General features: G+C 52.2%; 12 protein-coding genes. 3 read left to right on the top strand and 9 right to left on the bottom strand.

Annotated features, from left to right (window positions below; genetic code table 11):
• Window positions 1-132: 132 nt before the first annotated feature.
• From CUZ56_RS07640 to dapA, 4 genes are all read right to left on the bottom strand, one after another.
• A complete protein-coding gene (locus tag CUZ56_RS07640; RefSeq protein ID WP_126979794.1) occupies window positions 133-687 on the bottom strand; it encodes an NADPH-dependent FMN reductase in 555 nt (184 codons plus the stop codon).
• A 196-nt stretch (window positions 688-883) separates the two neighbouring features.
• The gene (locus tag CUZ56_RS07645) at window positions 884-1,657 is read right to left on the bottom strand and encodes an MBL fold metallo-hydrolase (RefSeq protein WP_126979795.1); all 774 of its coding nucleotides are present in this window, start codon (window positions 1,655-1,657) and stop codon (window positions 884-886) included.
• A 78-nt stretch (window positions 1,658-1,735) separates the two neighbouring features.
• On the bottom strand, window positions 1,736-2,866 hold the full coding sequence (bamC, locus tag CUZ56_RS07650; protein ID WP_126979796.1) for an outer membrane protein assembly factor BamC: 1,131 nt from the start codon (window positions 2,864-2,866) through the stop codon (window positions 1,736-1,738).
• Between the two features lie 100 nt (window positions 2,867-2,966).
• Window positions 2,967-3,854, bottom strand: coding sequence for a 4-hydroxy-tetrahydrodipicolinate synthase (gene dapA / locus CUZ56_RS07655; RefSeq protein WP_126979797.1), 888 nt, complete (start codon window positions 3,852-3,854; stop codon window positions 2,967-2,969).
• Window positions 3,855-4,098: 244 nt separating this feature from the next.
• On the opposite strand from dapA, the gene pdxY reads away from it, so the two are divergent.
• A complete protein-coding gene (gene pdxY / locus CUZ56_RS07660; protein ID WP_126979798.1) occupies window positions 4,099-4,983 on the top strand; it encodes a pyridoxal kinase PdxY in 885 nt (294 codons plus the stop codon).
• A 16-nt stretch (window positions 4,984-4,999) separates the two neighbouring features.
• On the opposite strand, the gene CUZ56_RS07665 is transcribed toward pdxY, so the two are convergent.
• Complete coding sequence (locus tag CUZ56_RS07665) at window positions 5,000-5,767, bottom strand: class I SAM-dependent methyltransferase (RefSeq protein WP_126979799.1); 768 nt, start codon at window positions 5,765-5,767, stop codon at window positions 5,000-5,002.
• A gap of 154 nt (window positions 5,768-5,921) precedes the next feature.
• On the opposite strand from CUZ56_RS07665, the gene CUZ56_RS07670 reads away from it, so the two are divergent.
• Window positions 5,922-6,662: a Bax inhibitor-1/YccA family protein gene (locus CUZ56_RS07670; RefSeq protein ID WP_126979800.1), complete on the top strand. Its 741-nt coding sequence runs from the start codon at window positions 5,922-5,924 to the stop codon at window positions 6,660-6,662.
• 53 nt (window positions 6,663-6,715) lie between these two features.
• Here CUZ56_RS07670 and CUZ56_RS07675 read toward each other — a convergent pair whose 3' ends face one another.
• The 3 genes from CUZ56_RS07675 to CUZ56_RS07685 all read right to left on the bottom strand — a co-directional run bounded on the left by CUZ56_RS07675 (window position 6,716) and on the right by CUZ56_RS07685 (window position 10,634).
• Window positions 6,716-7,417, bottom strand: a complete 702-nt coding sequence (locus CUZ56_RS07675; protein WP_126979801.1) for a VIT1/CCC1 transporter family protein — start codon at window positions 7,415-7,417, stop codon at window positions 6,716-6,718.
• Window positions 7,418-7,622: 205 nt separating this feature from the next.
• The gene (locus CUZ56_RS07680) at window positions 7,623-8,957 is read right to left on the bottom strand and encodes a ferredoxin reductase family protein (RefSeq protein WP_126979802.1); all 1,335 of its coding nucleotides are present in this window, start codon (window positions 8,955-8,957) and stop codon (window positions 7,623-7,625) included.
• A gap of 339 nt (window positions 8,958-9,296) precedes the next feature.
• Window positions 9,297-10,634 carry a ferredoxin reductase family protein gene (locus CUZ56_RS07685; RefSeq protein ID WP_126979803.1) on the bottom strand — a complete coding sequence of 446 codons (1,338 nt, stop codon included), beginning with the start codon at window positions 10,632-10,634 and terminating at the stop codon, window positions 9,297-9,299.
• A 323-nt stretch (window positions 10,635-10,957) separates the two neighbouring features.
• Between CUZ56_RS07685 and CUZ56_RS07690 the strand changes: the two genes are divergently transcribed.
• Window positions 10,958-11,545 carry a superoxide dismutase gene (locus tag CUZ56_RS07690; protein ID WP_126979804.1) on the top strand — a complete coding sequence of 196 codons (588 nt, stop codon included), beginning with the start codon at window positions 10,958-10,960 and terminating at the stop codon, window positions 11,543-11,545.
• Between the two features lie 296 nt (window positions 11,546-11,841).
• Here the strand turns inward: CUZ56_RS07690 and CUZ56_RS07695 are convergent, their stop codons facing one another.
• Complete coding sequence (locus tag CUZ56_RS07695) at window positions 11,842-12,288, bottom strand: pilin (RefSeq protein ID WP_162615285.1); 447 nt, start codon at window positions 12,286-12,288, stop codon at window positions 11,842-11,844.
• Between the last annotated feature and the right edge of the window lie 28 nt (window positions 12,289-12,316).

Genomic DNA, 12,316 nt, shown 5'->3' on the forward strand with positions numbered 1-12,316 from the left:
TCCCTTGCAAATAAACCTTACGCCATCAGGTATGCCCGCCCCATCAACCCAGACGGTTCTGCCGGATACTCTGCAACATAAACAAAAAGGCGCATCAGCGCCCTTTTGTGATTGCTATACGCTGACAGTGTGTTACGAGTTGATTTTTTTAACCCATGCAACATAGGCATCCACCCAGCTTTGCAGGAACTTCTTCGTCCCCTCATTGATGATGTTGCCCTGTGCATCAATCATTTCTTCTCTGAATTGCAAAAACACTTCAGGCTGGGTCAGTGTAGGCATTGCCAGAAAAGTCAGCACATTGCGCAAATGCTGTTGTGCCAGCGCGCTGCCAATGGCCCCCGGGCTGGTGCCCAGAACACCCGCCGGCTTGCCCTGCCATGCACTCTGCCCATAGGGGCGTGATCCCTGGTCCAGCGCATTTTTTAACACGCCTGGAATAGAGCGGTTGTATTCGGGCGTTACAAAAATAACGCCTTGCGAGGCTGCAATCGCCTGCTTAAATTTCAACACCGGTTCCGGTGTTGCACTGTCGAAATCCTGGTTATATAAGGGCAGGTTGCCAATTTCAACAAACTCGGCCTGAAACTCTTTGGGTAACAACTTGGTCAGTGCAACAGCCACCTGACGGTTCATGGATTCTTTACGCAAACTTCCAACAACTACTGCAATTTTATAAGTACTCATATCCGACTCCCTGTTTAAGAGCAATCATACAAACATCTTCCGGCCAAGGCCTGTAACTTCCATGTCATTATGCCCTGCGCATGGACGCCATGATGAATGTACGTTTAATTAAAAGCCATTCAGACCGCTTCAGATTGTTTTGTTGACCTCTATTATTCAATCTGTTGAATGGTACTTGGTTAACTTACTGCACTGTCTAGTGTATATCAATCCAGGGGGTTCCGCTGTCTGCATCGGCTATGCGAACCTGATCTGGCGCGCACTCAAGCAAAGGGGCAAACAGCTGTGTCACATATTCCGGCTGGTTATTCTGCTGGCTTAAATGGGCCGCGACAACCTGTTGCAAAGCACTGTGCCTGATTTCCCTGAGAATATCAGCGGCCACCTGGTTCGACAGGTGCCCCAGCGCCCCGGATACCCGCCTTTTCAGCCATACCGGATAGCTTGACCGGGCCAACAGCTCGGGCTCGTGGTTGGACTCCAGAAACAGTGCATGGCAATTGTAAATATTGCGGATGACATAATCCGTTGGCTGCCCCAGATCCGTCAGTACGCCCAGACGACTGCGGCTGTCTTCCACCCTCAACTGCAATGGTTCACGCGCATCATGGGGTACGGTAAAAGGCGTCAAACGCAGATGGCCTATTTCAAAAGAGCGCCCATCGTGAGCAAACTGCACGCCTGATGCAGCAGACTCCAGACTCATCGCGGTGCCTTCGCTCATCCACAAAGGAATACCCCAGCGTTGCGTGAACTTGAAGGCACAGCCCAAATGGTCAGAGTGCTCGTGTGTGATGAACACCGCCGACAAATCCGTCGGCTGCAATCCGGCGGCCGCCAGCCGCATCACCAGCTCTTTCTGGGTAAAGCCACAGTCAACCAGAATGCGTGTCACCGCCCCCTGCACAGAAGCGCTTTCAATCACCAGCGCATTACCCGTACTGCCGCTGCCAAGGCTCTTAAACCGCATACAACTTTCCGGCTCTGTGATTAACTGCTAAAAAAATAGGGATGGAAACCATCCCCATTTTTATGGAACAAGAACAACTCAGTTCAGATCTTTTGCCAGTGCATTGGTAATGCGCGTGGCAATCTGCTGGCTGACCGGCTGGCCTTTCTCATCAAAGACCTGAATCACCGTTGCATTGGGCGTATCGCTCGCAGCAGTCAGCTTGATCTGATAGGTCTGGGAGCTGGGCTGATTGCCGCTACCGCCAAACCAGCCACTGAACAGCCCCTTCTCACTGGCACGGGTATCAGCCACCGGATCTACATAACGTACCTGGTACATCCCGGTAGAACGGTCACGATTCACCACGGTAAAGCTCAGGCGGTCCAGCGAAATACCGACCCAGCGCCAGGCATCGTCCATCCCTTCGTCCAGACGCACGGCAGGCTGCCCATTCACTTCAATGATATGTGCACGCGCCGGCATGGATTGAACCTGTGCCACCGCTTGCTGGGACTGTTCTTCGGAAACGCCCAGACGCACCATCAGGCGGCGCAGCATTTCAGCTTCCAGTTCCGGGTCCACCGCTCTGGGCTGCCACATGGTGGTGGTTTTATCGTTGCTGCTATAAACCTCTTCCACACCGCGGTGTGTAATATAAATCTCGGTTCCGGCCGGCGTCACCTCCAGACGGGTTCTGTACATATCACGCTCGCCCGTAGAGTAAAGGCTGTCAAAAATACTGCCCAATGTTCTGCGGACAAAATCCTGAGGAATCTTGGCACGGTTTTCGGCCCAGTCGGTCTCCATAATGCCGAGTTTGGGTTCATCCACCCTTAAAACAAAGCCCAGGTCCTGCCAGAAAGCCTCCACCGTTGACCACAACTGCTCCGGTGTGCGCTCCACCAGCAGCCAGCGCCGGTTGCCGTCGCGTTTCATCGTCACGTCGCCCACACTGTTACCTATGATCGAGGAGTTATTGGCGTTTTGGGCTGCCTGCTGCGCTGTCTGCAGTTCATTTGCCGATATAGCCCCCTGAACCGTATAGTTCTGATTGTTTTCCAGTTTGGTCAGGTCTGGTGGCACTTCCAGCGTAGGCCGCAATGTTGCGCTGTGATAATCAATCTTATCGGTCGTCAGTAAAGAATTGGCCGTTTCACACCCTGTGATTCCCACAGAAGCAACCAGAACCGCCAGTAATGATCCTACACGCAATGAAACCTTCTTCATAAATGAGGCAACTTTTCAAAAAATTAAACAAACCCTACCACCTGCAGACATCCTGCATTATCTGTCAGGCCAGGAAACTCTATGCAATGATACCCTGATTTTACGAAATCAGCCCCAACTGGCGTAAAGCGTTCTCTACCACAGGCTGGTGTGCTGATGTAAGCGGTGTCAATGGCAAACGGATACCCGGTTTGATTTTACCCATCCGGGCCAAAGCCCATTTCACAGGAATCGGATTAGGTTCCACAAACAGATACCGGTTCAGATCCATCAACTTAAAGTGAAGTTCCCGCGCCTTTGCAACCTGCCCGCCAATAGCGGCCATACACATCTCATGCATCAGCTTGGGCGCCACATTGGCGGTTACGCTGACATTGCCGTCCCCGCCCAGCAGCATCAAGGCCACAGCCGTCGGGTCGTCGCCAGAATAAACACTGAAACCAGGCTTGCGGTTTTTCACCAGGTAGGCGGCACGATCAATGTTGCCTGTAGCCTCTTTGATCCCGATAATCCCCTGCACCTCGGCCAGCCGCAACGCTGTTTCCGGCAGCATATCGGCCACCGTCCGGCCTGGCACATTGTACAAAATCACCGGCAAATCACCCGTTTCTTCCGCAACGGCTTTGAAATGCTGGTAAATCCCTTCCTGAGTGGGTTTGTTGTAGTAAGGAACCACCTGCAACTGGCAGTGTGCCCCAACCCCACGGGCATATTTGGCCAGATTGATGGCTTCGGCCGTAGAGTTCGCGCCGCAACCGGCCATGATAGGCACCCGACCAGCCGCATGTTCTACAGCCACCCGGATAATTTCACAATGCTCTTCTACGGTCACCGTCGGAGATTCACCCGTGGTTCCCACCACGCCGATACAGTCGGTTCCCTGCTCAACATGCCAGTCGATCAACTGGCGTAAGGAAGCATAATCGACACTCCCATCTTCGAGCAACGGCGTAACCAAAGCGACAATACTGCCAGTAATAGGTTCCATGTTTCAAACCAATTTCTTCATGAAGGATAATTGCTGATTGTATAGCGATACGCGATATATTTCAGAAAAAACCGCTCAGATGACTGCTTTCTATTCGGTCATTGCCATCAGGCCATATGTCTCGTTTTGGCATGCCTTAGCGCGGCACAGTGTTTAGCGCTTGCAGGATTGATAAAACAGGCCCCCCAATCCTACAATTAACCTTCTTTTGCTTCACCTGTCTTCACCGCTTGTTTTTACCTTTATGCCACAGACCAAACACCCCAAAATGATCCTGTCCATTCAGTCCCATGTCGCCTATGGGCACGCGGGCAATTCGGCTGCCGTATTTCCGCTGCAACGCCTGGGATTTGAAGTGCTGCCGGTTCACACCGTTCAGTTCTCCAACCATACAGGTTATGGTGCGTTCCGGGGCCAGGTTTTTACCGCCGAACACATTCATGACGTGATGTTGGGCATGCAAGAACGCAATATTCTGGGACAGATTGACGCAGTGCTTTCAGGCTACCTGGGGGACGGGTCCATCGGCAATGCCATTCTTGAGGCTGTTGCAACCATACGCGCACAAAACCCGGCGACGCTGTATCTGTGCGACCCGGTCATGGGTGATGTCGGGCGCGGCCTGTTTGTCAAAGAGAATATCCCTGACTTCATGCGCTCAGCGGCAGTACCTGCCGCCAGCATCATCACCCCGAACCAGTTTGAATTTGAACTCATTACCCAGCATCAGCTCACCTCTGTACAGGATGCAATTGCCACCGCCCGCAAGCTGATGGCCCATACACAACTGCAGACGGTCATCATCACCAGCATTGCCACACCGGATATTCCACAGGAGAAACTGGGCACGCTGGCCGTTACCGCCGGGCAGGCCTGGCTGGTTACCACGCCATTGATCCAGTTGCAGCCGCTGCCTAACGGCATGGGCGATGTGTTTTCATCGGTATTTTTAGGGCGCACGCTGCAAGGCATGGCTGTAAACCAAGCACTGGAAGCCGCCACCGCCACACTTTACGCACTGGTTGGCAATACCGAACCCGGCTCACGCGACCTGCCGCTGATCGCACAGCAGGAGCAGATTGTGGCACCGCAAAAAGTATTTAGTGCCACCGAAGTCAACTGCGGTTAACAGCACACTTTCAAGATCAAGCAGGCCGCCGGTAAACCCATGCCTGTGTGGTGTAAGGCATGGCAATACGCTCACGCCCCTGTAACGCCGGGTGCGTGGCAATCAGCGTTTTTAACTGTTCCAGAATGCTGGCCTGTTGCGGCTTGGGCAGTGCCGCAATAAAGCTCACCGACATGGTACGGCGGATAATGACATCCTCCAGCGGCCCTTCATGCTGGTGCGCCCAGCGGTCATAACTGACCAGTTGCAGTGGAGAACGCTCCACTACCGCCTGCCATGTCATTTTATAAAACCGGGGCGCATCACCCTCATAGGGGGTGATGATATCAGTGACTTTCTGCACCCAGTCCACCGACTCATCCCGCACATTCCATATCAGCCCCAGCAGCCCGCCCGGTTTGAGCAAACGCATAAACTCCTGCAATGCCGCCTGAGTCGCAAACCAGTGAAACGACTGGGCGCAAACCACTGCGTCTGCAAACCCGCTCGGTAATGGAATCGACTGCGCCTCAGCCACCACAGCCTGCACAGCAGGGTAAGCCTCAACCAGCTTGACCAGCATCGGCTTTACAGGCTCTACGGCAACAACTGCCGCACCCGTACCACACAGCAGCCTGGTGAATTTTCCTGTTCCAGCCCCCACTTCAACGGCAGTACGGCTTGGTTTCAGCCCTAAGCTTTGCTGCAGCCATGTCTGCGCCTGCTCGGGGTAACTTGGGCGCCCCTGTGAATAGGTCTGCGCAATCTGGGCATAGCTTCGGGCTACGGAATGGATGTTTTGCATTTGTACAGACTCACATTTTGTTTGACAATTGATTCATATTGATTATTATCAGGTGGATGTATTTGCGCATGATATGCCGTCAAAAGCCCCTGTCCCTGTATTCCTACATGCCCTACATGCATTTCCAACAACTGATCACACTCAGGAGCCATCCATGAAATCCGGCAACCCGACTCTGAATGACCACATCTTTGATGACCTCTCTGCCACCAGCAAAAGCATGACCGTGCAAGGCACCATCAACAAGGTGGGACTGTTGCTGCTGCTGGTCATTGTTGCCTCGATATGGTCGTGGAACAAATTCACCATGTCGCTGGATGACCTCAGTTCACTCATGCCCATTTTGTGGGGTTCCTTGATTGGCGGGTTTGTCGTGGGGCTGATTACCTGCTTTGTCAAAAAGGTATCCCCCATTACAGCCCCCATTTACGCAGTGCTTGAAGGGATCGTACTGGGCATTATTTCTGCGATGTTTGAAAAGCAATACCCCGGCATTGCATTTCAGGCCATCATCCTGACATTTGGCGTCATGGCCATCATGCTGGTTGCCTATAAATCCGGGCTTATCAAGGTCACCCCCAAATTCACCATGTTTGTCATCATCGCCACAGGCGCCATTGCCCTGTTATACATTGTCGACCTCATCATGTCGCTGGTGTTTCACATGCCTATCACCTTTTTGCACGATTCCGGCTGGCTGGGCATCGCGGTCAGCCTGTTTGTCATTGGTATTGCCGCGCTGAACCTGGTGCTGGACTTTCACTTTATCGACAAGGGCGTGGAAGAGCAGGCACCCAAATACATGGAATGGTATCTGGCATTTGGCCTGATGGTCACACTGATCTGGCTGTATCTGGAAATTCTCAGGCTGCTGGCCAAGGCCAGAAGCCGCTAAGACCGTTCCTTTCCATTGCCCAGGTACCGGCCTGTTCCTTTATCAGGTTCAGGCTAGGCCTTGATCAGATACCCGACCGAATAGGTGATCACCATGGTGATCAGCCCCACCAGCACATTTCTGACCACCGCCTTTCCCTTATGTGCATGCCCTAGCGCTGCGCTGATCCACCCGGTTAACGCCAGCGCCAGCAATACCACAACAAACGTTGCAGCAACCTTCATATTTTCAGGCATCAGCACAATAGACAATAAAGGCAATAACGCCCCTGCCGAAAAAGAACACATGGACGAAAAAGCGGCCTGCCATGGATTGGCATATTCCCCGGGCTTGATATTAAGCTCCATTTCCGCGTGAACAGCCAGTGCATTTTTCTGCATCAGCTCCTCAGCCACCTGATTTGCAAGCGCTTTTGAAAGCCCTTGCTTTTGATAGATATCACTCAGCTCCTGCACCTCGGCAGGATAGTCATGCTGCAACTCCCATTTTTCCCTTTCAATTTCTGCCTGCTCCATGTCACGCTGGGAACTGACAGAAACATACTCGCCCCCGGCCATGGACAGCGCGCCTGCCACCAGCCCGGCCAGGCCCGAAATCAGCAGTACGGTTGAATCTGCAGTTGCACCTGCCACGCCAATCACCAGGCCTGCTGTAGACACAATGCCATCATTAGCGCCCAATACGCCTGCACGCAATACATTGAGCCGATCCGCTAAATTGACATTGGCCGTATCATGCTGATGCGGTTTTCCCATCTTCTGCTCCTTAGACCCTACCGTTGAAGTCTGCCAATACAACTGCCCACACAAAAACAGCAACACCTTTGCCATTTTGCCTTGATCGCACAGCACTGACAAATGAAAACACCGCTATAAAAGCGGTGTTGATATTGCCTTAGCCATGCGCTCAATCCATCAGCCAGCATGGGCATCACAAATGCCGTGGGCCAACAGTGTTCTGTCAGCGCATCTCAAAACGCTCCGCATGGAAATCCGCCCCACTCAATCCCATAGCCTTCAACCCGCTGCGCAGATCTTTGGCAAACCCGGACGGGCCACAGAACCATACACTGGTTTGCAACAGATCCTGCACCGTCTTTTGAATGATTTGGGCCGTCAGCCGCTGCTGCCGTTCATCCGCCACTCGGTGCAACGTTACTTGAGCCTTCGCACAAAGTTCATCCAGATTGGCTGGAAACTGCCCATCCTGTACACTGCGCGTGCAATACCATAAATCAATCGCCTGCTGGGCTCCTCCGTGAAGCGCCAGATATTCCAGCCGGGCAATAAAGGGGGTAATCCCTATGCCTCCGGCAACCCACACCTGATGGACACGTGATGACTCAAAATTGAACTGCCCATAAGGCCCTTCAATACGCACCAATTGCCCAATCCTCAGAATATGCCCCAACTGCCCGGTAAAGTCTCCCAGGGCTTTGATCGAAAATCTGAGTTCCTGTGTATTGCTTGAAGCAATGGTAAAGGGATGTGCACCTTCAAAGCCCCCGAAGTCTACAAAAGCAAACTGCCCTGGTTTGTATTGCATAGACTTACCCTCCGGTAAACGGACATGCACATCTGTGACACCTGCCGCGGCGTGCTCTATAGAAGAAATCGTTGCCGTGTACCGGCGTGGTTTCCCAATCAATTGCATCAGTGAAATAACGGCTGCGATACAGCCCATAGCGGTTAAAGGCACAACGATATAGGCCGCCGCCGAAGCCCACCACTGTGCCGGCAGCATCAGAATTCCATGGTAAGTAGCCATCAGATAAACGACCGGAAACAACTTATGTATCTGGCGGAAATACCTGTAAGGAAAATACTTCACCAGCGCTATCAGCACCAGTACCAACAGAAGATAAAAGGCCCACTCCCCGGCATCTTCAGCCATTTCATACCACCAGGTGTGATCTCTTCCACGTCCTCCGCCAGAGCGATTACCGCCCCTTGGAATGACAAGCCCAAGGTGGCGCAACCAACTGGCGCTTTTATCCGTCACCCAGTGGCAAATAGCAGCAACGGCAACACTGATACCCGCCCATTTATGAAGTCCATAGGCCTTGTCAAGACCGTTCATGAACCTATCCAGACCTGCCGGCCTTACAGCAACAATCACAGACAGCGTCATCAGCATCCATGCCACAAACCCTGTGAGCAGCCTCATCTGCCTACGCCAGTCCCCAAAATCAGATGCGGCAGAAAGACTTTGCCCGCATGGTGTCAGCCAAAAAACACCGATCGCAACGGCCAACACGCCACCAATAATCCACGGCGTCTTATGCACTCTTGCCATATGCCCCTCTCCTTACCACTTTCTCATATTTACACCCGAATACCGAAACCCTCCGCAACATACAGCGTCGTGTTCAGTCGCGCAGCTTGATTCATACCTTTTCATTCTAAGCCGCACATGGCCCAAAACCATGATCCAAAGCCCGTTTTCAAGGGCTTAATGATTTTTTAAGCTTCATGCTGTAACATGAATCATCATTCAAAAAGCAGAATGAAAACGATTATTCTTTTCAGTCGTTTTCTTAGGCCTCAACAAAACCCATCCACGACAGGCATACTGAATCTGCATACAAAAAGCCCCGTCATTGAGTACGGGGCTTTTCATCGCAGTGAAGGATTGTCAGCGCATCTCAAAACGCTCCGCATGGAAATCCGCCTCGCTCAGTCCCATAGGCTTCAACCCACTGCATAACGCTTTGGCAAACCCGGATGGACCGCAGAACCATACACTGGTTTGTGACAGATCCCGCACTGTCTGCTGAACCATTTCAGGGGTCAGCCGCTGTCCCAGTTCATCCACCACACGATGCAACCGTACACCCGTCTGTTCGCAAAGCGTGCTCAGGTTTTCCGGATACTGCCCTTCCGGTATTGAGCGCACGCAATACCAGAAATCCACCCCCTGAACCTTCTCGCCACGGGCTGCCAGTGCCTCCAGCTTGCCAATAAAAGGAGCAATGCCAATACCGCCAGCCACCCAGACCTGGCGCGGTTTGTCCGACTGGAAATTAAACTGCCCGTAAGGCCCTTCGACCTGAACATGCTGTCCCACCTGCAACAACTGCCCCAACCGGTTGGTAAAGTCACCCAGCGGCTTGATCGTAAAACGCAACTCCTGCTGATCTGCCGAGGCAATCGTGAACGGATGATGCCCTTCACCTTTGTGCCCGAAATCCACAAATGCAAACTGCCCGGCCTGATAGCCCATGCCCCGTCCGCCCACAAGCCGCAGGCAGACCTCGACAATGCCAGACGCTGTTTCACGCACCTGCGCCACGGTTGCCTGCACCCGGCGGGAGCGGCCAACCTGCTGGAACAGCGAAACAATCGCTGCATAACTACCAATGATGGCAAGTGCCAGCACCATATATGCCGCTGGAGTACGCCACCAGTCTTCAGGCAAAATCACCACGGAATGGTATGCCCCTGCCAGATAAATCACAGGAAACACCTTGTGCGCCTTGCTGAATAACTTATAGGGAAAAAATTTCACCAGCGCTATAACCGCCATCAGCACAAAAGCATAAAATGCCCATTCTCCAACCGGTTTGGCAAGTTGTATCCACATCGCAGGTTCGGCCCCGCCTCCTCCTGCACGCCGGTTCAGGGTCAGCAGTCCCCAACTGACCAGCCATTTAGGGCCCTCATGCATCAGCCAGTGCAACACCAGTGTCACAGTCACCGTAATGCCGGCCCATTTATGCACACCATAGGCCTTGTCAATGCCATTCATCAGCCTGTCCAGCCACAAAGGCCGCAATGCAATCACCATGCAGGCAGTCATCAAAACCCATGAAATCGTTCCTGTCAGCAGAATAATCTGCCTGCGCCATTGCATAAAACCGGCACCGTTCATCAGCGCCTGCAATCCGGGAGACAGCAGGTAAATTGCTATCCCCACAACAACAGACCCACCCACCCAGAATAAGGTTTGATTTGATCCTGCTAACTTTTTCATCACCGTGCTCCGTCTATTCTGTTTTCATTCTCTATCTCTATGCACATCAGTGTAAAAGCCAAGCTATGCCATTCAATGAACGTTGTGTAAATTATTGTAAAGCTGATGAACTTTCTGCTGCGTTTCTCTATGCATCCATGCTCGCGGACAATGCCAGATCCCTATAAACCCCCTACACGAATGGCTTTCCCCCTGTATACGACAATGTTTCAGCACACACACTAGAATGAAAAGATGTCAATAATGGCTTATACCTGACAGGCTGTAGCAGCCGCAGGGGAGAAGCTTTTTTAATAAACAGATACCACGACAGGAGAATAATAATGGAACGTACACTCCCAGCTTTACCTTACCCCATTGATGCACTGGCCCCTTCAATTTCCAAAGAAACCATGGAATACCACTATGGCAAGCATCATCAGACCTATGTCAACAACCTCAACAACCTGCAAAAAGGCACTGAGTTTGAAAACCTGTCTTTAGAAGACATCATCAAAAAAGCACCTGCTGGCGGTATTTACAACAATGCCGCGCAGATCTGGAACCACACCTTCTTCTGGAACTGCCTGAAACCCAACGGTGGTGGTGAACCTGCCGGCAAACTGGCTGACGCCATCAAAGCCAAATGGGGCAGCTATGCCAAATTCAAGGAAGACTTTGCAGCCAAGGCAGCCGCCAACTTCGGCTCCGGCTGGACTTATCTGGTCAAAAAAGCCGATGGCACACTGGATATTCAAAACCTGGGCGCAGCAGGCAACCCGCTGACCACTGGCGACACCCCGGTACTCACCATCGACATCTGGGAACACGCCTACTACATTGACTACCGCAACGCACGCGTCAAGTTCATTGAGGCTTTCCTCGACAAACTGGTCAACTGGGATTTTGCTGCCAAAAACTTTGGTGCCTGATCAGCACACCCCATCTGTTAACCCGTAGCGCTAAAGCCTGCCAAACCCGGCAGGCTTTTTCATTGAATAACAGTCAGCGGCATTCTTCAGGCAATTTATCTGCCGCAATATCCGGGCTGTAACAATGCCATGAAATCCGCCCGCTCACTTCGACTGTCGGCACCAGCAGCATCACGTCATTGTTTTTTCTTCTGCACTGGTTTGGCTATAGCACCATTATCCTGCATTGCTTCTGTCATGTTTCACCTTTGATATCAACCATGAACATTTTCATGCTACACCTTCATACAGATGCACTAATCTGTATTCCGGCAATCCAGTGGCAGCCATGCCTGCCTGGTGATATTGGGGCTGTGACAATGCCAGACAATGCGATCCTCGGTAAGCTCCGGCGTTAAGATCACTTGTGCACCATTCTGAACCTTCTCGTTATAAATAACATGGATACTGCCGTCTGGTCTGAGCGAAACCTGGCTGACCGCCGTACCGCGCATTGCCAGCGGATGCGGCAGTCTGAGCAGTTCATGAATGTCCTCTGCATGTCCGCTGGGAAAAGAATGGTGCTCAGCATAATATTCGCTCAATGCCACTTTTGCAGGCGTTACCAATACAAGTCCTTCAGCAACCCGTGTGCGTTTTGCATAATCGTTATAGAAAGGAATTGAGAACGCTGTTACAGCCGCCAGTAGCAGCAATGCATAATCAATCAGCCCCCGCTGCCGGCAGTACGCATATCGCTTCACGTTCACGCTCCTTTACCCAGTTTGAACC

This window comes from Saezia sanguinis, from assembly GCF_003991585.1.
Lineage (GTDB): Bacteria > Pseudomonadota > Gammaproteobacteria > Burkholderiales > Burkholderiaceae_C > Saezia > Saezia sanguinis.